This is a genomic window from Burkholderia sp. AU32262 (assembly GCF_020419985.1).
In the GTDB taxonomy this organism is placed as follows: domain Bacteria; phylum Pseudomonadota; class Gammaproteobacteria; order Burkholderiales; family Burkholderiaceae; genus Burkholderia; species Burkholderia semiarida.
On record NZ_JAIZRS010000006.1, the window covers coordinates 310,310 to 332,480 of the forward strand.

General features: G+C 67.7%; 23 protein-coding genes. 3 read left to right on the forward strand and 20 right to left on the reverse strand.

What is annotated here, in order from left to right:
* Positions 1-145: 145 nt before the first annotated feature.
* Positions 146-1,072 carry an ADP-ribosylglycohydrolase family protein gene (locus tag LGN10_RS09960; protein ID WP_226223125.1) on the forward strand — a complete coding sequence of 309 codons (927 nt, stop codon included), beginning with the start codon at positions 146-148 and terminating at the stop codon, positions 1,070-1,072.
* A gap of 122 nt (positions 1,073-1,194) precedes the next feature.
* Here LGN10_RS09960 and LGN10_RS09965 read toward each other — a convergent pair whose 3' ends face one another.
* The 15 genes from LGN10_RS09965 to LGN10_RS10035 all read right to left on the reverse strand — a co-directional run bounded on the left by LGN10_RS09965 (position 1,195) and on the right by LGN10_RS10035 (position 15,350).
* A complete protein-coding gene (locus LGN10_RS09965) occupies positions 1,195-1,743 on the reverse strand; it encodes a GNAT family N-acetyltransferase (RefSeq protein WP_226223127.1) in 549 nt (182 codons plus the stop codon).
* Between the two features lie 169 nt (positions 1,744-1,912).
* Positions 1,913-3,313, reverse strand: coding sequence for an MFS transporter (locus tag LGN10_RS09970; RefSeq protein ID WP_059639668.1), 1,401 nt, complete (start codon positions 3,311-3,313; stop codon positions 1,913-1,915).
* Positions 3,314-3,351: 38 nt separating this feature from the next.
* A complete protein-coding gene (locus LGN10_RS09975; RefSeq protein WP_226223129.1) occupies positions 3,352-4,596 on the reverse strand; it encodes an NAD(P)/FAD-dependent oxidoreductase in 1,245 nt (414 codons plus the stop codon).
* Positions 4,593-5,555 (reverse strand): VOC family protein, encoded by a 963-nt coding sequence (locus tag LGN10_RS09980; RefSeq protein WP_226223131.1) that lies wholly within the window; start codon positions 5,553-5,555, stop codon positions 4,593-4,595. The genes LGN10_RS09975 and LGN10_RS09980 overlap by 4 nt, the downstream gene beginning before the upstream one ends.
* An 18-nt stretch (positions 5,556-5,573) precedes the next feature.
* Complete coding sequence (locus LGN10_RS09985; RefSeq protein WP_226223132.1) at positions 5,574-7,064, reverse strand: aldehyde dehydrogenase; 1,491 nt, start codon at positions 7,062-7,064, stop codon at positions 5,574-5,576.
* A 72-nt stretch (positions 7,065-7,136) separates the two neighbouring features.
* Positions 7,137-7,964: an aspartate dehydrogenase gene (locus tag LGN10_RS09990; RefSeq protein ID WP_124859980.1), complete on the reverse strand. Its 828-nt coding sequence runs from the start codon at positions 7,962-7,964 to the stop codon at positions 7,137-7,139.
* The gene (locus LGN10_RS09995; RefSeq protein WP_099317602.1) at positions 7,957-9,624 is read right to left on the reverse strand and encodes a thiamine pyrophosphate-binding protein; all 1,668 of its coding nucleotides are present in this window, start codon (positions 9,622-9,624) and stop codon (positions 7,957-7,959) included. The genes LGN10_RS09990 and LGN10_RS09995 overlap by 8 nt, the downstream gene beginning before the upstream one ends.
* On the reverse strand, positions 9,617-10,414 hold the full coding sequence (locus LGN10_RS10000; protein WP_226223134.1) for an SDR family oxidoreductase: 798 nt from the start codon (positions 10,412-10,414) through the stop codon (positions 9,617-9,619). Before LGN10_RS10000 ends, LGN10_RS09995 begins: the two co-directional genes overlap by 8 nt.
* A gap of 79 nt (positions 10,415-10,493) precedes the next feature.
* The gene (locus LGN10_RS10005; RefSeq protein ID WP_099317604.1) at positions 10,494-11,351 is read right to left on the reverse strand and encodes an IclR family transcriptional regulator; all 858 of its coding nucleotides are present in this window, start codon (positions 11,349-11,351) and stop codon (positions 10,494-10,496) included.
* Positions 11,348-12,244, reverse strand: coding sequence for an alpha/beta fold hydrolase (locus tag LGN10_RS10010; protein ID WP_226223136.1), 897 nt, complete (start codon positions 12,242-12,244; stop codon positions 11,348-11,350). Before LGN10_RS10010 ends, LGN10_RS10005 begins: the two co-directional genes overlap by 4 nt.
* A gap of 18 nt (positions 12,245-12,262) precedes the next feature.
* Positions 12,263-12,790: a cupin domain-containing protein gene (locus LGN10_RS10015; protein ID WP_034180369.1), complete on the reverse strand. Its 528-nt coding sequence runs from the start codon at positions 12,788-12,790 to the stop codon at positions 12,263-12,265.
* 34 nt (positions 12,791-12,824) lie between these two features.
* Positions 12,825-13,595 (reverse strand): SDR family oxidoreductase, encoded by a 771-nt coding sequence (locus LGN10_RS10020; RefSeq protein ID WP_226223138.1) that lies wholly within the window; start codon positions 13,593-13,595, stop codon positions 12,825-12,827.
* Positions 13,588-14,658, reverse strand: a complete 1,071-nt coding sequence (locus tag LGN10_RS10025; protein WP_059584881.1) for an aromatic ring-hydroxylating oxygenase subunit alpha — start codon at positions 14,656-14,658, stop codon at positions 13,588-13,590. The genes LGN10_RS10020 and LGN10_RS10025 overlap by 8 nt, the downstream gene beginning before the upstream one ends.
* 60 nt (positions 14,659-14,718) lie before the next feature.
* Positions 14,719-15,030 (reverse strand): recombinase-like helix-turn-helix domain-containing protein, encoded by a 312-nt coding sequence (locus LGN10_RS10030; protein ID WP_059584880.1) that lies wholly within the window; start codon positions 15,028-15,030, stop codon positions 14,719-14,721.
* 2 nt (positions 15,031-15,032) lie between these two features.
* The gene (locus tag LGN10_RS10035) at positions 15,033-15,350 is read right to left on the reverse strand and encodes a non-heme iron oxygenase ferredoxin subunit (protein ID WP_059584879.1); all 318 of its coding nucleotides are present in this window, start codon (positions 15,348-15,350) and stop codon (positions 15,033-15,035) included.
* A 445-nt stretch (positions 15,351-15,795) separates the two neighbouring features.
* Here LGN10_RS10035 and LGN10_RS10040 point away from each other — a divergent pair, with 445 nt between their 5' ends.
* Positions 15,796-16,875: a porin gene (locus LGN10_RS10040; protein WP_226223140.1), complete on the forward strand. Its 1,080-nt coding sequence runs from the start codon at positions 15,796-15,798 to the stop codon at positions 16,873-16,875.
* A gap of 107 nt (positions 16,876-16,982) precedes the next feature.
* Here the strand turns inward: LGN10_RS10040 and LGN10_RS10045 are convergent, their stop codons facing one another.
* From LGN10_RS10045 to LGN10_RS10065, 5 genes are all read right to left on the reverse strand, one after another.
* Positions 16,983-17,876 (reverse strand): IclR family transcriptional regulator, encoded by an 894-nt coding sequence (locus LGN10_RS10045; protein WP_059584877.1) that lies wholly within the window; start codon positions 17,874-17,876, stop codon positions 16,983-16,985.
* A 286-nt stretch (positions 17,877-18,162) separates the two neighbouring features.
* Positions 18,163-18,642 carry a type 6 secretion system effector deamidase TecA gene (gene tecA / locus LGN10_RS10050; protein ID WP_059639681.1) on the reverse strand — a complete coding sequence of 160 codons (480 nt, stop codon included), beginning with the start codon at positions 18,640-18,642 and terminating at the stop codon, positions 18,163-18,165.
* A 364-nt stretch (positions 18,643-19,006) separates the two neighbouring features.
* A complete protein-coding gene (locus LGN10_RS10055; RefSeq protein WP_059585120.1) occupies positions 19,007-19,213 on the reverse strand; it encodes a hypothetical protein in 207 nt (68 codons plus the stop codon).
* A 303-nt stretch (positions 19,214-19,516) separates the two neighbouring features.
* On the reverse strand, positions 19,517-20,116 hold the full coding sequence (locus LGN10_RS10060; protein WP_060310749.1) for an alpha-ketoglutarate-dependent dioxygenase AlkB family protein: 600 nt from the start codon (positions 20,114-20,116) through the stop codon (positions 19,517-19,519).
* A gap of 155 nt (positions 20,117-20,271) precedes the next feature.
* The gene (locus tag LGN10_RS10065; RefSeq protein ID WP_059584874.1) at positions 20,272-21,417 is read right to left on the reverse strand and encodes a metallophosphoesterase; all 1,146 of its coding nucleotides are present in this window, start codon (positions 21,415-21,417) and stop codon (positions 20,272-20,274) included.
* Between the two features lie 332 nt (positions 21,418-21,749).
* On the opposite strand from LGN10_RS10065, the gene LGN10_RS10070 reads away from it, so the two are divergent.
* Positions 21,750-22,019 carry a hypothetical protein gene (locus LGN10_RS10070; RefSeq protein WP_059584873.1) on the forward strand — a complete coding sequence of 90 codons (270 nt, stop codon included), beginning with the start codon at positions 21,750-21,752 and terminating at the stop codon, positions 22,017-22,019.
* Positions 22,020-22,171: the final 152 nt, after the last annotated feature.

Genomic DNA, 22,171 nt, shown 5'->3' on the forward strand with positions numbered 1-22,171 from the left:
ACTGCGGCCGCCACCGCGCGAAGGCGCCCGGCGAACAGTCCGAAAGGGACACCAATTGGCGGCGACGGCATAATGACGGGGCTCAGTTCGAGGTCTTGTGCACGGTCTTCCGCGACGCAAGCCGCCCCAACCCGAATTCGCCTTGATGACAACGATTCCGAACCGACGATCCCGCCTGCGCGGCGGCCTGCTGGGCCTGCTGATCGGCGACGCGCGCGGCGTGCCGTATGAATTCCACGACGCCGCGTCGATCCCGCCGCCTGCCGCGATCGACATGACCCCGCCGCCGGGCTTCGCTCGCGCGCACGGCGGCGTACCGCCCGGCACCTGGAGCGACGACGGTGCGCAGGCGCTCGCGCTGCTCGACGCACTGCTGCGCGAGCACGACCTGAATCTGGATACGTTCGCCGGCAACCTGCTGGACTGGTTTCATCGCGGCGCATTCACGCCCGACGGCCGCGTATTCGACGTCGGCCTGCAGACGCAACGCGCGTTCCATGCGCTGGCGGCCGGCGCCGCGCCCGCGGAGGCCGGGCCCCGCGAGGAGCGCGACAACGGCAACGGCTCGCTGATGCGCTGCTTCCCCGTCGCGATGGTCGCCGCGTCGCGCGACGACGCGATCCGGCTCGCGTACAAGCAGAGCGTCGTCACGCACGGTCACATGCGTTCGCAGCTTTGCTGCGCGCTCTATTGCCTGACGGCGCTGAGGATCGTCGATGGCCAGCCCGCACCCGATGCGGTGCGCGCAGCGGAGAACGAACTGCTCGCGCGCTACGAAGGCACGGCTGACGAAATCGAACTGAAGATCGTGCTCGACGGCCGCTTCGACGCGCCGCAAGGATCGGGTTATGTGGTCGACAGTTTCTGGTCGGCGATCCATTGCCTGCTGTCGACGGGCAGCTATGAGGACTGCGTGAAGCGCGCGATCGCGCTCGGAAACGACACGGATACGACGGCGGCCATCGCCGGCGGCCTCGCCGGCGGGCTGTACGGCGAACAGGCGTTGCCCGACCGATGGGTTGCAACGCTGCGCGGGAAAGACAAGGTCGAGGGCTGGCTCGCGCAGTTGTGAATGCAACCTTACCGGCCGGCCGTCGAATCGCACCTGGCGGCCCGAACCCGATGACCCCGCGTCGTTGCATCGACGCGTGCGCGATCGTTCCTGCCGCGAAGTAATCCGCTGCCGCCACAGCATCAGCGTCGATCGCGCGCCAGCAACCCGTACAGCGCACTGTCCGACACTTCGTCGCCGACGATCCAGCGTTCGCGCAGCAGCCCTTCCCGCACGAAGCCGAGCCGTTCGAGCAGCCGCGCCGACGCGGCATTGCGCGGATCGATATCGGCTTCGAGGCGGTTCAGTCGCAGCGTGGCGAAGGCATGATCGATCACGGCCGTCGCCGCTTCGCGCATGTATCCGCCGCCCCAGAACCTGCGCCGCAGGCTGAAGCCGATCTCCGCGCGCCGGCACTGCGCGTTCGCATGGAACAGCGCGCATTCGCCGAGCGCTTCGCCAGTCTCCCGCAGTTCGAGCACGCAGGTCTGGCTCTCCCCGCTCGCGGCGGTCTGCACGTTGCGCGCGACGCGCGCCTCGGCCTGTTCGAGCTGCGTCATCGGCGAGAACGAGAAGTAGCGCATCGCCTCCGCATCGGACCAGATCTCGAAGAAAGCGTGTGCGTCGGCGTCGCGAAGCGGCCGCAGGACGAGGCGGGAGGTATTCAGCGTGACGGGTTCGAACAGGGGCATGGCGACGGTCTGATGAAAATCGGGACCGTGAATTAGAACACGTGAGCCGTGCGGCAACCATGGCGCCCGTTGGCAGCGCTCCACATGGAACGACGGACCGCGGCGAAATAAAAGGGCCCAGGGAACATCTCCCGGGCCCGAGTACCTGGACCGTGACTGCCGGCCACGCTTACGCCTCGAGCGCCTCCAGCACCTTCCCCTTCGTCTCGATCCCGACGAAGTGCACGGTCGCCGCCGCGATCAGCGGCACGATGCCGATCAGGTAGAACGCCGGCGCGAGGTTCCCGCCGATGATCGCGTGCGGCACGATCATCGGCGCCGCGAACGACGCGATCTTCAGCCACGCGCTGCCGAGCCCGCAGCCCGACGCGCGGATGCTCGTCGGATACTGCTCCGGCGTATAGACGTACGCGGTAATGAAGCCCGACGCCATCAGCCCGAGCGACAGCGAGCAGAAAGTCGCGACCACATACACCGACGACGCGTGATAGATGCCCGCGAACGCCAGCGACAGCGCGCACAGCACGAACGACCACACGATCACCGGCTTGCGGCCGAGCTTGTCGACCAGCAGCGCGGAGGCCAGCGACCCGAGCACGCCCATCACCGAACCGATCACCGCGAGGTTCAGCGCGAGCTGCAGCGGCGCGTGATAGAAGTTCTTGTAGATCGTCGGCAGCCAGGTCGACAGCCCGTACTGGATGAACCCGCAGGTCGCCCACAGCGTCGCCACCGCGAGCGTGCGCTTGCGATACGCGGCGCTGAACAGGTCGCTCATCCTGCGCTTCGGATGCTGACGCACCATCTCGTCGAACGCGGCCGCCTGCGTGGCCGGCGGCAACTCGCCGCGCACCGATTCCTCGAACGCGCCGACCGCACGCCCAGCTTCCGCGAGCCGCCCGCGCGACGCGAGCCAGCGAGGCGACTCCGGCACGAGATGCGTGAGCACGAGCGACAGAAGCAGCGGCAGCCCGCCGACGAAGTACATGATCTCCCAGCCGAAGCGCGGCACGAGCCACGCGCCGAGCGCCATCGACACGAGCAGGCCGATCGGGAACACGATCTCGTACAGCAGCACGAAGCGGCCGCGGCCATGCGCGCGCGTGATCTCGTTGATGTACGTCGCGGCGACCGGCAATTCGCCGCCGAGCCCGAGCCCCTGCAGGATCCGCAGCAGCACGAACACCTCGAACGTCGGCGCGAAGCCGCACGCGATGCTCGTGATCCCGATCACCGCCGAACTCCACGCAATCGCCTTCACGCGGCCGTGCTTTTCGGCGAGCGCGGGAAACAGGAATGCGCCGATCAGCTGACCGATCGCGCCGGACGCGATCAGCATGCCGATCTGCGTCGGCGACAGCCCCCACTTGTGAATCAGCAGCGGCAGCGTCGCCGCGATCGTGATCACGTCGAAGCCGTCGAAGAACGTCGCGGTGCCGATCAGCACGCGCGCGCGGATCTGCATCGCGTTGGCCGGCAGCCGCTCGAGCCGCGCGATGATCGCACCGGGCGTGGCGGCGGCAGCTTCCATCGTGGCCCTGCCGGCCACGACGTTGTCGAAAGTGCTCATGCAGGGTATCTCCTGGATCTCTTTCCGGGTTGGGCCGGTCAGGCAAGCGCCTGGGTCGTGTCTGCCAGAGCTTCCGTATCCACCGCCCGGCCCTGGTTCATCCACTTGCGCGCGAGCTTCAACTCACGCGCGTTGTTCACCGCGACGACACCTCTCACATGCCCGTCGCCAACGAAAAACAGCGTCGCACGGCGCGCGGCGAGATCGCCGCGCACGACGAGCTGCGCATCGGCCGGCAGATCGCCGAGGATCTGCAGGTTCACGTCGTACTGATCGGACCAGAACCACGGAATCTCCGCATACGGCGCGCGTACGCCGAGCACGGCCTTCGCCGCCGCGATCGCCTGGTTCTGCGCGTTGGCCCACGATTCGAGCCGCACGCGCCGCTTCAGCCAGCCGTTGTGATGGTTCGCGACGTCGCCGCACGCGAAGATCGCCGGATCGCTGGTCGCGCCGTATTCGTCGACGACGATGCCGTCGTCGATCGCGAGCCCCGCGTCGCTCGCGAGCGACACGTTCAGCGCGAGGCCGATGCCAGCCACCGCGAAATCGGCGTCGATCGTCGTGCCGTCGGCAAGCGTCGCGCGTACCTTCGACGCGTCGTCCGGCTGCGGGTCGAGCGACGCGAGCGCCGCGCCCGTGCGCACCTCGACACCGTTCGAACGATGCAGGTCGAACAGGAAGTCCGACACGATCTGCGGCACCGAACGGCCGCACAGGCGCGGCGCACCTTCGACCACGATCGCATCGACGCCGAGCTTGCGCGCCGTTGCCGCGACTTCGAGGCCGATCCAGCCGCCGCCGATCACGAGCACGCGCCGGCTCGCGCGCAGCTTCTCGCCGAGCGCGGCCGCTTCGTCGAGCGTGCGCAGATAATGCAGGTTCGGCGTGTTGACGAGCGCATCGGGCAAGCGGCGCGACGTGCCGCCGGTCGCGATCACGAGCCGGTCGTATGCGATCTCGCGGCCGCTTTCGGTCTTCACCACGCGGCGCGCGCGATCGATCGACGCCGCGCGTTCCGGCTGCCACGCTTCGACGTTCAGCGCATCGAATTCGTCGGGGCGCACGACGCGCACGGTTTCGATGTCGGCGTCGCCGGCCAGCACGGCCTTCGACAGCGGCGGGCGCTCGTACGGCAAGTGCGGCTCGTCGGCGATCATCACGAGGCGGCCCGCGAAGCCTTCCGCGCGCAGCGTCTTCAGCACCCAGCCGGCCGCCTGGCCGCCGCCGATCACGACGACCGTGCCCGGCGCGGCCGCTTCCTGCGAGTTCGTTTCGCTCACGATTTCCGCTCCGTCATGAACTTGCCTTCAGGCGCCTTCGCGTTCTTCTGCCGGCGCGTGTTGCCGTCGAGGCCGCCGTCGACGGCCCATTCAGCGAACACGGTCGGGCCCGGCTCGAATTCGCGCGGCTGCCACTCGGGCGTGAGCACGTCCTCGTCCGCGTAGTATTCGATCAATGCGCCGGCCGGGTTCTGGAAGTACCAGAAGTACGCGGACGACACCGGATGACGCCCCGGGCCGAGCTGCGTTTGCCAGCCGCAGCGGTCGATGTGCATGCCGCCGCCGAACACTTCGTGGATGTCGCGCACGGTGAACGCAACGTGGTTCAGGCCGCGTTTTCCATTCGGCAGCGCGAGCAGGAACAGGTCGTGATGGCCGCCGTGCGGCGCGCAGCGCATGAACGCACCGCGGCCCGGGTAACGGTCCGACGTCTCGAAGCCGAGCAGTTCGTGATAGAACGTTTCCTGCGCGTCGAGGCGGTTCGTGAAGAACACGACGTGCCCGACCTCGACCGGCTCCGCACGCGCATAGATCGGGCTCGGCTGGTCGACGCGCAGCGTCTGGCCCCACACGTTCGACGGCGAGCCCGTGATGTCGAGTGCGCGCTTGCGCGTGACTTCGACGCGGATCGCCATCCCGTTCGGATCGATGCAGCCGACCGCATCCTCCTGCGCGTAGTAGCCGGGCTGGCCGGCGAGCTTCGTGCGCAGCGCGTCGAGTTCCTGCCGCGTCGCGACACCCCACGTGACTTCACGCAGCGTCGGGCCGGCTTCGAATGCGGGCGGCAGCGACAGATCGTCGGCCCGCACGACCAGCACGGTGCAACCGTTCAGCGTTTCGAAACGGGCGCGGGTGTCGTCGTGCGCGACTTCCTTCAAGCCCCAGTCGGCGAAAAAGCGCCGGCAGGTGGCGAGGTCGTCGACACCGTACGTGATCTGCTCGATTCCCAAGATGCTCATTGCGTCATTCCCCTTCGCTCAGTTCGCCCACGGCAGCGGCGCGTCGTTCAAGCCCCAGTAGAGGCTCTTCTGCTGCATGTATTCGCGGATGCCGAGACGCCCCTTCTCGCGCCCCATCCCGCTCTCCTTCCAGCCCGAGAACGGCGTGGAGATCGAGAACAGCTTGTACGTATTGATCCACACGGTGCCCGTCTCCAGCGCCCGCGCGATGCGCCACGCACGCTTGTAGTCGCGCGTCCAGATGCCGGCCGCGAGGCCGAACACGCTGTCGTTCGCCTGTGCGATCAGCGACGCTTCGTCGTCGAACGGCATCGCGACCAGCACCGGCCCGAAGATTTCCTCCTGGCAGATGCGTGCGCTGTTCGGCAAGCCTTCGAGAATCGTCGGCTGATAGAAGAAGCCTTGCTCGCGCCCGTCGCCCGTCGGCCGCTCGCCGCCGCACAGCAGGCGGCCGCCTTCTTCCAGCCCGAGCGCGACGTAGCGTTCCACCGACTCGCGATGCTTCGCGGTGATCAGCGGGCCCATCTGCGTGTCGGGCCGCGTCGGGTCGCCCACGCGCAGCTTGCGCGCGCCGGCCACCAGGCGCTGCATGAATGCGTCGTACACCGCGTGCTGCACGAACAGCCGCGACCCGGCGATGCACGCCTCGCCCGACGAGCTGAAGATCCCGTACAGCACGCCGTTGACCGCGTGATCGAGATCCGCGTCGTCGCACACGATCGTCGGCGACTTGCCGCCCAGTTCGAGCGACACGGGCATCAGCTTCTCGGCCGCGATGCGCGCGATGCCGCGGCCTACCTCGGTGCCGCCGGTGAACGACACCTTCTTCACCAGCGGATGGCGCACGAGCACGTCGCCGATCACCGAACCCTTGCCCGGCAGCACGCTCAGCACGCCCTTCGGCACGCCGGCTTCCTCACAGATGCGCGCCAGCGCGAGCGACACGAGCGGCGTGACCTCGGCCGGCTTGAGCACCACCGCGTTGCCGCCGGCCAGCGCCGGCGCAAGCTTCTGCGCGTCGGACGCGATCGGCGAATTCCACGGCGTGATCGCCGCGATCACGCCGATCGGCTCGTACACGCTCATCGTCAGGTAATCGCCGCGCGACGGCGTCAGTTCTTCGTCGAGCGTTTCGAGGCAGGCCGCGAAATAGCGGAACGTGTTCGCGGCGCTGGCCACCAGCACGCGCGTCTCGCCGATCGGCTTGCCGTTGTCGCGGCGCTGCAGGTGCGCGAGCGCTTCGTGGCGCTGCATGATCAGGTCCGCGACGCGGTACAGCACCTGCGCGCGCTGGTGCGGTTTGAGCCCGGCCCAGTCGGCGCGACGCCATGCGGCGTCGGCGGCCGCGACGGCGTCGGCCGCGTCTTCCGCGTTCGCCGTCGACACTTCCATGTTCACCGTCTGGTCGGCCGGATAGATGCTCGTGTAAGGCGCGCCACGGCCGCGCCGCCACTCGCCGCCGATCAGGATGTTGCCGTCGGGCACGAGGCTCGTATCGAAAGAAGTCATGTCACCAATCCCACAAATCTGTCTCTGCGCATCCGCCCTCGCCGTGGCGCGGGCGAACGCTCGATGGTCCGGTCAGATCACGCAGCGGGCCGCGCGGTTGCGCAGCGCGCGGATCGCGCTGTACGCCGTCAGCGCGGACGTCTTCGGGTTGTCGGGCAGCGGCTTGCCGCTCATTTCCAGCGACATCTCGCCGAACGCGCCGCGCGCGGTGATGCGGTGCACGTTGCGCGCGACCGCCGGATCGGCGATCAGGCGCACGTGGGTCGCGTCGAGCCCGAGGCCCGCGAGCGCGACCGTCGCCGCGACGTTCGCGTTCTTCGGATAGAGCCGCGCCGCGTCGCGCGCGGTGCCTTCGAAGATCACCTTCTCTTCGGTCATCGCGTGCAGGTCGCACAGTGCCTCGGCCGGTGTGCCGAGCCAGCCGAGCGGCGGCTTGCGGCCGACGTACAGCACTTCGTCGAGGCCGCCCTGCTTCGCGGACGCCAGCGCGTCGATGCCGCCGATCGCACCCGACAGCAGCGTCACCGTCGTGCCGCCTTCGTCGGCGGCCTGCGACAGCACGTCGAGCAGCGCGAGATCGGACAGCGCGCCGATCGACGCGACCGCGCAGTCGGTGCCGGCCTTCAGCAGCGGCACGACGTGATCGACGAGCGCGCTGTGGCCCGCGCATTCGAGCGCGAACTCGGGGCGGCGGGCCAGTGCATCGACCGACGACACGACCTCCACCGCGCCGCCGAGCTCACGCTGTACCGCGTCGCGCTGGTGTTCCGGCACGATCACGTGCGCGACGCGCAGCGACGCATCGTGCTCGACCGCGTGGTACACGGCCGCGCCGATCGCGCCGAAGCCGATCATCGCGATGTCGACCGGGGCGTGCGCCCGCTTTTGCCCGTTATGCATACTGGCGCTCCGTCGGCGCTTCCTGCTTCACCGGCGGGCCCGCGAAGGCGGACGCGAACGAGCCGACCGACAGCATGTCGACCTCGACCATCACCGGCCCTTCCTTCGCGATCCCTTCGCGCACGATCGCCTCGGCCTGGTCGAGCGACGTGATCCGGTAGTGCGTGAGGCCGAAGCTCGCGCAGAACTGCGCGAAATCGGGCTGGTGCAGCTGCACGAAGCAGCGGCGGCCGCCGTAGTGCGCGTCCTGGATGTTGCGGATCACGCCGTAGCACTGGTCGTTCATCAGCACGATCATCACGTTCGCGTTTTCCTGCACCGCCGTCACGAGTTCGCCGACGTTGACCATCAGGCCGCCGTCGCCGACGAGGCAGACCGTCTTCGCCGCGGCGCCCGCGAGCGCCGCGCCGATGCCCATCTGGATGCCCTGGCCGATGCCGCCGCCGAGCGCATGCACGCCCGAGCGCGGCTCGAAGATCTTCAGCAGGCGGTTGCCCCACGTGCTGTTCGAGATCGTCACGTCGCGCACCCAGTTGTAGTCGCGGCCGACGGCGCCCTGCAGCGTGTCGACGAGCTTCTTGTACGGCCCGAGGCCCTTCGCCACGTCGGCCACCGCGTCTTCGCGGGCCGCCGCGAGATCGGCCGCGAATTGCGGATCGACGGACAGCCGGCCTTCGAGGCGGTCGGCCAGTTCGGCCAGCACGCGCTTCGAATCGCCATGCACGAACAGTTCGTTGCGATAGCCGCGGTTGTCGGCGAGCGCGTCGGCATCGACGCGGAACAGCGGCTGCGGCAGCGCGAGCTTGTACTTCAGCGTCTCGTTGCCGCGCAGGCGCGAGCCGACCACGACGAGCGCGTCGCAGGTCTTGTAGAACGCTTCGACCGACGCATGCACGTTGAACGCGCCGAGCGTCGCCGGGTGATCTTCCGGCAGCACGCCGCGACCCTGCACGCTCGTCACGACACCGAAGCCGAGCTTCACGAGGCGTTCGACTTCCTCGCGTGCATGGCGCGCGCCGCCGCCGAGCCACAGCAGCGGGCGGCGCTTGGCCGCGAGTGCGTCGGCAAGCTTCGCGACGCGCGCGGTGTCGTGCTCGCGCACCGCGACGTGGGCGGGTGCGAGGTCTTCCGGCCATTCGATTTCGGCCGCCTGGATGTCGATCGGAATCTCGACGGACACGGGGCCCGTCGGCGCGGTCTGCGCGATGCGCACGGCTTCGCGGATCGTCGGCAGCACGGTTTCGACGGTGCGCACGCGGAACGCGGCCTTCGAGATCGAGTCGAGCATCGACAACTGGTCGGGCGCTTCGTGGATGTACGCGAGATCGCGGTCGAGATACGGCGTCTCGATCTGCCCGGTCACGTGCAGGAGCGCGGTGCCGGCCGTCAGCGCCTCGACCATCGCGCCGGCCGCATTGCCGGCCGCCGTGCCCGTGCTCGTGAACGCGACGCCGAGGCCGCCCGACACGCGGGCCAGCCCGTCGGCCATGTTCAGCGCGCCCGCTTCACCGCGCGCCCCGACATAGCGGATGTTGCCGCGCGAGTTGATCGCGTCGAGGATCGGCATGTTGTGGATCGAGATGACGCCGAACGCGGTTTTCACGCCGCACTGCTCGAGAAAGGCGGCAATCAGCTCGCCAACCGTGGTTTTTTTAGACATGGCGTGCAAAGCCTCCAGAAACGTCGATATGGCTGCCCGTCGTGTAGGACGACAGATGCGTTGCGAGATAAAAAAGTGCCCAGGCGGCCTCGTCGGGCTTGCCGAAGCGATTCAGCGGGATGTTCTTCTTGCGGGCGAGCGCGCCCGTCCAGTCTTCCCAGCTTTCGCCGGGCTGCGCCTGCGTGTCGTAGCGGCGGCGCCACTGCCCCGACTCGACGATGCCGATCAGGATCGAGTTCACGCGGATGCGCTGCGGCGCCAGTTCGGTCGCGAGCGATTTCACGAGGCTCAGCACGCCGGCGCGCGCCGACGACGTCGCGACCATGTGCGGCTCCGGCTGCAGCGCGAGCAGCGAGTTCACGCAGGTGATCGTCGGCGCGGCCGCATCGCGCAGCAGCGGCAGGAAGGCGCGCGTCGGACGGATGATGCTGAAGTACTTCAATTCGAGTTCTTCGCGCCAGGCGTCGTCGGTCGTATCGGCGAAAGTCGACACGCGGCCCTGGCCTGCATTGTTGACCAGCATGTCGGCACGGCCGAAACGCGTGGACACCGCTTGCGCGAATGCGGTCACGTCGGCTTCGTCGAGCACGTCGCAGCGCGCGGCCAGCAGTCGTTCGCCTGCGTACTTGTCGCGCAGCATCGCTTCGGCGCGGGCGAGGCGCTCGCCGTCGCGGCCGCAGATCGCGACCGACGCGCCCGCCTGCAGGAACCGTTCGGCGGTCGCGAGGCCGATGCCGGACGAACCGCCCGTCACCACCACCACCTGCCCGGTCAGATCGATCTCAATCATGTCGTCAGTCCTCGCCGGGCCGCCCCAAGAAGATTGATCGCCCCGTCGGGGGGCAGCGTGCGAAGCATGCGTGGGGGTCTCATTTCAGTCCTAAAGCTTTCATGAACGTGTGCTCGTCATCCGAGCGGTAATTGAGCCGTCGCGACAATTCCGCCGCCGCGCGCTGCACCTTGTCGATCAGCCCGTCCGCGATCAGCGCCGCGTCGATCTCCGGCCTCGGCACCGTCACCGTGATGCACGCGACGATCTTCTGCGTCTCGTTGCGCACCGGCGCCGTGACGACCGAGATCCCGCGTTCGAACGACGAATTGCTGACGCCGTAGCCGCGCAGTGCGTCCTCGCGGATCACGTCGTACAGCGCGTCGACCGTTTCCGGCGTCGCGCTCGTCATCCGGTTCAGCACGCGTTCCGGATACAGCGCATGCAGTTCCTTCAGCGACAGGTCGCCCATCAGCACGTGGCCGTGCGTCGTCGCATGCGCGGGCAGCCGCGTGCCGACGTTCACGCGGATCGAGCTGAACACCGGCGACTGACTCTGCGCCTTCGCGACGAACACCACGTCGCGGCCGTCGCGGATCACGATGTGCGTCGTGAAGCCGGTCGCATCGCGCAGGCTCTCGATCACCGGCAGGCCGAGATCGGTCAGCTCCAGCGAGCTCAGGTATTCGAAGCCGAGCCGCAGCACCGCGATGCCGAGCTTGTAGTTGCGATCCTTGTCCGCGCGTTCGAGAAAGCCGAGCGATTCGAGTGTCTGCAGCAGACGGAACACCGTCGTGCGCGGAATGCCGAGTCGCTTCGACAACTCGGGCGCGCCGAGCACGGGCTCGCGCGGCGAGAATTCGGCGAGAATCCGCAGCCCGCGTTCGAGGCCCGGCACCACGTAGCTGGCTTCGGCCTTCGCGTTGTCGGATTCGTTTTGTTGCAGCGGTTCGCTCATGCCAGCCCCCACTGCGCATCGCACTGCCGGCAGAAACCTTCGATCAATGCGGAATAGACGGCCGGCGCTTCCACATAACCGGCATGCCCGGCCTGCGGAATCACCTGCAGCCCGACACGCGCGGCCGCGGCGATCCGCTCGCACGCGGCGGGCGGCGTGATCGCATCGTGCGCGCCGACGGCCACGGCCGTGCGGCCGCGAAAGCCGGCGAGATCGGCCGCGAGATCGGCGTTCGCGAGCAGATGCGTGGCCTGCGCATAGCCGGCCGGCACGATGCGCGCCATGTTCCAGCGCACCCACGCCCGCGCCTCCTCGTTCGCGAAACCGGACAGCATGTTGCCGCTGCGCTGCTCGGCGAGCCCGGCCGGGCCGAGTTCCGCGAGCATCGCGAGCCGCGCGTCGCGGCGCGATTCGCGGGTGTCGGCCGGTGCGCTGCCGTAGCCGCCGGCGGGCGACACCAGCAGCAGGCCGGCGATCCGCGCGGGCATCACACGGGCGAGACCGCCCGCGATGATCGCGCCGAGCGAATGGCCGACCAGCACGCAGCGTTCGATGCCGAGTGCCTCGAGCCACGCGTTCAGCGATGCCGCGTAATCGGCGGCGGCAGGCGACGCGCCGTGCACGGGCGTCGACACGCCGTAACCGGGCGCATCCCACGCGAGCACGCGGCGCGATGCGCCGAGCGTGTCGAGCTGGCACACCCACGATGCGGCGCCCGAGCCGATCCCGTGCAGCAGCACGGCGGGCAGCGCGCGGCCCGCATGCCGCGCGCCGGCCTCACGGTAGCCGATCGTGCCCGCCGCGCCGGCTACGCAACGCTGTTCGGGAAACTGCCCGAGCAGCGCGGCGAACGCCGCGGTGCGGTCGCGTTCACGTTTGTCGATGACACTCATTGCTTCGCCCGCCCCGCCTCAGCGCTTGATCTTCGCGAGCGGCGAATCGGGCGGATACGTCGGCGTGATCGGCTTCGGCGAACCGAGCATCACGCACATCAGCGCATCTTCCTCGCCGATGTTGATTTCCGTGCGATACACGCCCGGCGGCACCGAGATCAGGTCGCGCTCGCCGAGGATCGCTTCCCACGTCTCGCCGTCGCGCTCGCAGATCACCTTCATCTTGCCGCGCAGCACGAAGAAGATTTCCTCGACGTCGATATGGATGTGGCTCGGGCCGATGTTGCCGGCCGGGATGACCATCGTCGAGAACGTGAAGTTGCCGGCCGGCACCGTGTTGACGTCCTTCGCGACGCCCGTGCCGCCCGTGCCGACGTAGCGCATCTGCGCGCGGCGGTACTTCGGGTCGTAGTCGGCCTGGAACTTCAGCGCGTCCCAGTCGTAGCGCCGCGTCGCGTAGCGCGCGACGCGCCCTTCCATCCAGTCGTTGAAGCTTGCGCCTTCCGGCTGGTCCCACGATTTGCGTTCGAGATCGGCGTCCGCCATCGTCCTCTCCTTCATTCCGAGTGAAAACTTCAATTCAGTTCATTACGAAGCCGCCGTTGACCGGCAGCAGTTGACCCGTGACGAAGCGCGCGCCGTCCGACAGCAGGAACAGCACGGGGCCCGTCACGTCGCCGGGCACCTGCGCGCGCGTCAGCGCACGGCCCTGCAGGTAGAACGCATGGCGCTCGGCCGGTACGTAGGCGGTCGCCTCGACTTCGGTGAGCCCCGGCGCGATCGCGTTGACCGTCACGCCGTGCGCGCCGAACTCGCGTGCCTGCGCATGCGTCATCGCGATCACCGCGCCCTTGCTCGCGACGTACGCGAGCAGCTTCGGCGCGCCCCACAGCGCGGTATCCGATGCGAGGTTCACGATCGCACCGCGTCCCGACTGAGCGAGATAGGGCAGCGCTGCATTGCTGACGAGCCATACGCCGCGCACGTTCACGTTCATCACGGCGTCCCACGTCGCCACGTCGAGCTCCGTCGACAGCTTGCCGCCCGAGTTCGTGATCGCCGCGTTGTTGATCAGCGCGTCGATGCCGCCGAGCGCCGCCGCGCCCTGCGCGACGAAAGCGTCGATGCTGGCCGGATCGGCAAGGTCGAGTGCGAAGAAATGCGCGGCGTGGCCGGCTTGCGTGAGCTGCGCGGCGAGCGCGCGGCCCTCTTCCGCGAGCACGTCGCCGAACGCGACCTGTGCACCCGCTTCGACCAGCGCCTTCACGAACGCCGCGCCGAGACCGCGCGCGCCGCCCGTGACGAGCACGCGGCGACCGGGCAATGCCACGACCGAAGCGAACTCAGCCATTCGCGTGCTCCGAGGCGGCATGCGCCGCACGATGCGCGTCGAGCGCGGACAGGTGTTCCTGCGCACGCTGGCGCAGCATCCGGCGCACACGTGTGATGCCGACGTCGTGCTGGTACAGGTATTCGTGATCGCGCGCATGCGGCGCGAGGCTTTCGAGGACGTAGCGGTCCTGCTCGAGTACGTCCCAGTGCAGGCCTTCGAGGCGGTTGCGGTACATGAAGCGCCACACGTCGCGCTGCCAGCCGCTGACCTTGCGGGTACGCCAGAAATAGACCTGGCAGTGGTCGCCGTCGACCGGCGTCGCGAAGCCGATGATCCCGAAGTTGCCGCCCGGGCCGAATTTCTGCTTGTACGGAATCGCGAGACGCATCCACAGGCAGCCCGTTTCGCCGAGTTCCACCCAGTCGAAGTTCACGTCGCGCTGGCCGATCTTCTCGAACATCAGGCCCGTTTCCGTCTTGCGCACGCGCATGTCGGCCTGCTTGTCGCCTTCGGCCATCGAGTGCGACGTCGCATGCAGATACGCGCCGTGCATCGGGTCCATCACGTTGTCGATCGCGTACTGGTAATTGCACTTCCAGTTCGATACGCACAGAAAGTGGCCGTACTCGTCGGCGACCAGTTCTTCCGGCAGATTCAGCGGCGCCGGCTCGCCGTGCGCTTCGTCGCCGAACCACAGGAAGATCGCGCCGGCCTTCTCCTCGACCGGATACGACTTCACGCACTTCGTGCCTTCGAGCGGACAGTTCGATACCGCCGGCACACGGTTGACCGTACCGCCGCCGTCGACTTCGATGCCGTGATACCAGCACGCGATGTTGCCGCCGAGGTTCCAGCCGAGCGACAGGCGCGCGCCGCGGTGCGGGCAGCGATCTTCCAGCGCATGGACCTTGCCGTCGTGATCGCGCCACAGCACGATCTGCTCGGACAGGCGCGTGACGCCGACGGGCGCGTTCGACACCTGCCAGCTCGGCGCGACGGGATACCAGTAGTTCTTGATGCCGCGATCGAGGTAGTCGCGGACCGGGTCGTGTTGGGTTTCGTGTTGGTCGGGGGACGTCATCAGTGTGCTCCGGATGCGGTTGTCGGGTCGGCGCTCAGGCGCGCGGCGCGGTCGGTGCGCTCATTCCGCCAGCGAGGCCATTTCGGCGCGGAAACGCTCCACGGTCCATGCGGTGCCGTCCGGCGCGCGAAAGCCGATGCGGTTCAGCCCGGCGACGACATCGTCCAGTTCGGTCGCGCCGCTCTCGAACACGCGTTCGAGCGCATCGCCGAGGTCGTTCTCGTACTGGGTGGGTTCCGCCTTGCGGTTCTGCCAGACCAGGTTCTCGACCTGGCCGGGGATCTCGATCTGCCCCTTGCCCGCGACGTTGTTCGGCTGCGGCGCCACCCACGGCTTCAGGAAGGGATTGAAGTTGACGGTCGCTTCTTTCATGTTCAGTCCACCTTGATCTGGATTTCCTCGCCGGCGAGGCGCACCGCGTACTGCTTCAGCGCGCGCCCGCCCGGGCCCTTCAGGCATTCGCCCGTCTTGATGTCGAACACGGCCTCGTGCAGCGGGCATTCGACCGTGCCTTCGTCGACGAACCCCTGCGTCAGCAGCGCGTACGCATGCGGGCATACGTTCTCGAGCGCATACACGTCGTCGCCGACGCGGTAGATCCCGATTTCCACGCCGTCGGTCCGCTTGAACTCGATCGGCGTGTCTTCCGACAGCGCGCCGGCGTGACCGGCGCAAATCCATTGTTCAGACATCTCGCACCCTTCCTTCTGATCGACTCTCGGTTTGTTCCGTTTTGTTCCATATCAGGAACATCAGTTTATGGATGGTGATTATAGGAGCGACTTTCCGCGAGCAAAATAAAAAGCTGCATGTCCTAGGGAAAACACCGACGCGCAGTTCGACCGCCCCCCTTCGCCTACCTTATCGAATGTAATTTTTTGTTGTTTGACGCGGGTTTATCGGTTTTTCAAAGGCATCAGGCCTTGCTGTACGGCCTCACGGGAGCACTCATCCGTCCCGAAAAATTTATTTTTGATCGAACGCTCCGCGCCCCTATACTCCATTCCATTAGAGGCACGATGTTCCTTATATGGAACACAAAAATGCCCACTCGACGATGCACCCGCGCGACGGCCGGCCGTCCCCGCGCAGGCCGTCGCAACACGTTTTCATCAGGTTGGAGAGTCAGGAGACAAAATGGTCAAGCATGCGGTAGCAGCGGCAGTCATCGGAATGAGCGGCGCGTCGGGCGCGTGGGCGCAGAGCAGCGTGGTGCTGTACGGCAGCATGGACGCGGGTGTCGCGTACGTGAACAACGTCGGCGGCCACGCGAAGTGGGCGATGATCCAGGGCAATACGCAGCCCGACCGGTGGGGCCTGAAAGGCAAGGAAGATCTCGGCGGCGGGCTGTCGGCGATCTTCCAGCTGGAAAACGGCTTCTATACGAACAACGGCCAGTTCGCGACCGCGAACACGATCTGGAATCGCGCGGCGTTCGTCGGCCTCGGCGCCGAGCGCTACGGCACGCTGACGCTCGGCCGCCAGACGCCGCTGGCGTTCGACTATCTCGACCCGCTCAGCACCGCGTACCTCGCGATGAGCTGGTACGCGTTCCATCCGGGCAACATCGACGGGCTCGCCGCGACCGGCAACGTGCCGTACAACAATTCGATCAAGTATCGTTCACCGACCTTCGCGGGCTTTTCGGCCGCGGCGACGCTCGCGCTCGGCAACACGACGAACTTCTCGACCGGCAAATCGGTCGGCGTCGCGCTGAACTATGCGAACGGGCCGTTCAAGGCGTCGGCCGTCTACTCGAACGAGCACGATCGCTCGCTCCTGATCGGCCAGACGGGCATCACGTCGTTCCAGGGGCAGAACACCGCGAACGGTTATCTCGCCAGCAAGGTCGAGAACATCGGCGCGGGCGCGTCCTACCAGATCGGCGACTTTCTCGTGCACGGCCTCTACACGCGCGTGAAGATGCAGTCGAACGGGTTTTCCGACACGTTCCAGAGCTACGACGCGGGCGTGAACTACCGCAGCAGCGCGTTCAACACGATCGCGGGCGGCGCGGCAACCACGACGCTGGCCGGCCGCCGCTGGACGCAGGTCGAGCTCGGCGACATCTACGCGCTGTCCAAGCGCACGCAGTTGTATGCGAACGTGCTTTATGAACACGCTTCCGGCGGCGCGAAGGCCGCGTTCTTCACGGCCGGCGTGTCGAGCACCGCGAACCAGGTGATCGTGCTGACCGGGATTCATCATTCGTTCTGAACGCGTTCGGGCACCGGGCTTCGGCGCACGAGAACGACAAGAGCGGCCCGCGGGCCGCTCTTGTCGTCTGCAACGCCGCGCGCCGCGGCCGAATCGATACGCGAGCGTCAGAACATCGCGACCTTGTGGCGCGCATGCGCGAACGTCGGGTCGCTTTCGAGCGGACGATAGTTCAGCCGTTGCGACAGGTCGACCGCCGCACCGCACACGGCCTCGACGAGCCGCTCCTTCTCGCCGGCCTCGCCGATCTCCGAGCGCGGCACCGTCGCGGTGATCGCCGCGACGATCGAGCCCGAATGATCGCGCACGGGTGCGGTCACGGCCGAAATGCCGCTCTCGAACGCCGCCTCGCTGACCGCATAGCCGAGCCGAGCGTAGTGACGCACGCGTTCGTACAGTTCGTCGACGGTGCCGGGCGTGCGCTCGGTGAACTGTTCGAGTTTTTTCTCCGGATAGAGCTGCCGCATCGCATCGCGCGTCAGGTCCCCCATCAGCACGTGGCCGTGCACGGTCGCATGCGCGGGCAGGCGCGTGCCGACGTGCACCTTCACCGAACCGAACATCGACGCATTGCTCTGCGCCTTCGCGACGAACACCACGTCGCGCTGGTCGCGGATCAGCAGGTGCGTCGACAGGCCGGTCGAATCGCGCAGCCGTTCGAGCACGGGCGTGCCGAGATCGGTCAGTTCGAGCGAATTCAGGTATTCGAAGCCGAGCCGCAGCACGCCGACGCCGAGCCGGAAATAGCGATCGCCGTTCACGCGTTCGAGAAAACCAAGCGCCTCGAGCGTCTGCAGCAGGCGGAACGTCGTGGTGCGCGGAATGCCGATGCGCTTCGACAGTTCCGGCGCACCGAGCACCGGCTCGCGCGCGGAGAATTCGGCGAGGATCCGCAACCCGCGTTCGAGCCCCGGCACCAGATAGGACGAAGCGCCGCCCGACGATTCTTCGTCGCCGGGCGCCGCCGGATCGGGTGCACCGCTCATCGTTGTCTTGACCATGTGGACATGGACGGAAGGAAATCGGTCACGAAACAGGTCATCGATCGTCGTGGATATTCAGTCATGCTACCTCAGTGCGCGCGTGGGCTCGCACCGGCGCGCGGCGCCGCGACGCAGCATGCGCGTCCACGCCACCATGACGCGTCATTCAAGGTCGAGAGGATAGCAGCGTTGGACCGCGCGACGCCATGCAGAAATCGCCGGACGCCAGCGCGCTGACCGCACGGCGCCCGCCCACGGCGCGGTCGGACGACGGCCAGCAGCACGGAACTTGACGTCGGACCGCCTACAGGCGCGACAGATAGACACGAATGGTCGTGCGGTCGTACGTAAAACCGCCGGCCGGATCCGGCTGCAGCACGCGTGCCAGATCGACCGGATGCAGCCAGCCGGCGCCCAGCAGGCCGCCGTTGATCCCGCGGATCCGGGTGCCGCCGACGGCAATCGCCGCGTGAAAGACATTCGCGCCGCGAGCGAAGCCGACCGCGGTGCCCGCCGGAATGCTCGCGCGCCCGTCCCATTGAGTGCCGGTCTCGAAGTTGAAGCGCGTCCTCCACGACTGGCCGATCGTGTCGAGCAGCGCCGCGGGCGTGATCATCGCGTCCGCGCGCAGCAGATACCGCACGTAGGCCGCGGCATCGTAGCAGACGCCGCCGGACATGTACTCGTCGATGTTCGCCATCCCGAACATCAGCGCCTGCGCGTGTTTTTGCCGTTCGGCGATGCCGGATTGGGCGACATGCCCGCCTAACTGGGTCAGTTGCACGGATAGCTCCTTTCAGGAAAGCGGGACGTCATTGTCTCGCCGATGCAATAACCTCATATCTTATTACGATATGAATCGGCGTTTTCCACGCTCCCTCGTGCGATACGTGGTTGCACCTGCTCGGGAGGTCATGAGCCTGCGTGCAGACTTTCGCCACGCGTGTCGCCTCGTCGACGCGATGCCCGCGCATCGAAGGCGGCATAGGCATGCCTGTGTCGAACGGCACGGCCCATTTGGCACAGCGAATGCCGGCAAACGGTCGCATTTCGCGCCTGGAGAAAAAACGGAAGCAGTCGGAAAAGCGCCGTCCGGCAACGGACGGCACAGAGGAAGGCGATCCCCGCGCCGGATCGCCGCGACGACGTCAGGCCGTCACGGCGGCGTCATATTCGGCGCGGGCAAGCTGGCCAGCGGCGTATGCCTCGGCTTCGCCGCGAAAGCCTTCGCGGCTGAACGCCACGACTTTCACGCCGACGCCGGTCGCCCGCTTCACCGTCAGCGCCCATTGCCATCCGCCGTCTTGCTCGAAGACGTGCAGCGAGGGTTCGAAGGAAGGGTCGAATACGGTCACGCGTTGTGCTCCTGCCCCGTCGCGCGCTGCATCGGCAACGCACGGAGGCATGTCGAAAAGGGGGCGCGCCGGTGTGCCGACGCGCTTCTGCCATTCCACAGTCTAATCAGCGATTGTTGCGACGCACCATCAGAGGTTTCACTCATCTATCGGAACCGCCCGTTCGATCGAATCTGACTCAAAGCCTTGCGGGACGGGGCTGAGCGACACGTCGGCCGGCCCGCCATCGCGTTCGTGCGGCAACGTGCCGCACGCGCGATGGCTTGCATTGGCCTTTCGCGAATCACGGAAACGGGGTGCGACCTATTCGGCCGCCATCGACACGCGCCGGAAGGTCAGGTTGACGCGTTCGCCCTGCACGCTGGGCGCCTTCGGCACGCGGTGCTGCCATTCGGCCTGCGTGCGTCCGCGCATCACGAGCAGGCTGCCATGCACGAGGCGGTATGCATGCGTGACGCCGGTCGCGCGATGGCGAAGATCGAACACCCGCATCGCGCCGAGGCTCACCGACGCGATCACCGGCGCATCGCCGAGTTCGGGTTCGTTGTCCGCATGCCAGCCGAGGCTGTCCAGCCCGTTGCGATAGCGATTGAGCAGCACGCTGTTGAAACGCACGCCGCACGTCGCCTCGACCGCACGCTTAAGGGCGAGCACGGCCGGCGTCCATGGCTCCGGCACGTTGCGGATTCCGGAGTACACGTACACGGCATCCGGTTCGCCCTGCCACGCGGTGAGCCTCGGCAACGGAATGCGTCCGCGCGGCGTACGGATCGTGTCCTGCCGCCACGCGACCTCGTCGATCAGCGCGGCCAGCGCGCGATCGGCGTCGGGCGGCGCCAGCCAGTCCGGGTACCAGTCCACGTCGGGCACGGGCGTATCAGCGAAGAGATCGGGCGTCGACATGTCGGCAGGAACGGGCAAGGAACGGAGCGAACGCGCATGTCTGCATACTAGCCAACGGCGCCGCACGCCGCCATGCGCTGTCATTCCCGACGAAAGGAAACCGCGGGGCGCGCGATGCGCGTTCGCGTCGCGTAACGGCCGTCCTCGGCCACCGGCTACCCGCGTGTCAGCCGAATCAGCGTGATCTCGGACGGCACGCCGAAGCGGTTCGGCGGCCCCCAGTACCCAGTGCCGCGGCTCGTATACAGCCACATGTCGCCGATGCGGTTCAGCCCGCCGATCACCGGCTGCTGCAGACGCACGAACGGCGGCCACGGCAGGAACTGGCCGCCATGCGTGTGCCCCGACAACTGCACGGTAAAGCCCGCGCGGTTCGCCGCTTCCGCGCTGCGCGGCTGGTGCGCGAGCAGGATCTTCGTGCCGACGTCGGGCGGCGCACCGGCCAACGCCCGCTCGGGATCGCTGCGATGGGCGGGATCGAAGCCGCCGGCCGTGAAGTCGGTCACGCCCGCGAGCACCGCCCGCGCGCCGCCGCGCTCGATCAGCACGTGCTCGTTCAGCAGCACGGTCAGCCCGATGCGACGAAATTCGTCGATCCACGCATGCGCACCCGCGTAGTACTCGTGGTTGCCCGTCACGAGGAAGGTGCCGTGCCGCGAGCGCATTTGACCGAGCGGCGCCGTATGTTCGCGCAGGCGCTTGACCGAACCGTCCACCACGTCGCCCGTCACGACCACCAGGTCGGCGTCGAGCGCATTGACCGCGCGCACGATCCGTTCGATGTAGGGCCGCTTGATCGTCGGGCCGACGTGGATGTCGGACAGTTGCACGATCGTCAGCCCGTCGAGCGCGGCCGGCAGGCCGGCGACCGGAATCGACACGCGCTTGACCGCCGCCGTGCGGCGCGCGCCGACGAACCCGATCGCCGTCACGAGCACCGCGGCCGCCAGCACGCCGAGCGCCGTGTCGGGCGCCGCGCCGCTCCATGCGCCGTCATGCCCGAGATGCCGCCACGCGAGCACGCCGAGCAGCACGATGTCGCGCAGGAACGTCAGCACCAGCAGCGACGAGAAGAAGCCCATCGCGAGTGCGCCCGCCCAGCCGACCAGCGTCGCCGCCCACCCTTCGTCGAAGCGGCGCGAGAACATCCCGACCGGAATCAAGACGACGAAACTCGCCAGCACGAGCGCCGCGATCGTGCGCGCGAGCGGCGACACGAACGCATCGGGAATGATCCGCATCCCGACGTACAGATGGAACAGCACGCCGATCGCAATGAACCGGACAAAGAAACTTCGCATGGAACGCTCACCTTCGTTGCACGACCGCTTCCGCGACGCGCGCGGCATCGGGCCGCCATGCCCGGTGCCGCGCGTCGCACCCTACGCACGATGGTACACAGATCCCGGCCGCGACGACGGGTCGCGGCCGGCGGTGCGGCGCCGCTGTCTCGTCGATCATCCGCACGTGACATCGCCATGCAGGAACGGGTGAGCCCCGACATCGTGCGCGCTGCGCAGGCAGGCTTGATCGACGTCGGCATCGTCGCCGGCGGAGTGCTGCTCACGCTGCGCAGGCGCATCCAGGTCGGCAACTTCGAGACGGCCTGCCGAATGATCGAAGCAAACGTCGCGTGCTGCCCGAAGGCACCGCGCGCCGTCATGCGAAGACGATGGCGCCGCGCCTCGTCGCGCTCGAAGACGACCGGGCCGAGCGCCGGCTGCAGATCTGCTCGCCGATCTCGATGCGCCTCCGCGTTTCGCGCGCGATTTCGCCGGCCTGCTCGTCGAGGACACACGCGGCCAGCCGGACTGATTCGCATGCGTTCGAGCGGCAATCAGCGGTTTGCGCGCCAATTGCCGCTGCGTCGACATGGCAAACCCCGCTGCACGATTTCGTCTGACGATCCTTGATAGTCCATTCGCAACCCTGCGCGAGCGGGTGCTGGCAGAATTGCGGCGGTCCGATCATCGCTGCCGACACGCACTGCCGGACCGTCCGGCATGACCGATGGCGCGGCCACGATCGGCCCCGACCCCTGCCGTGGACGCGCGC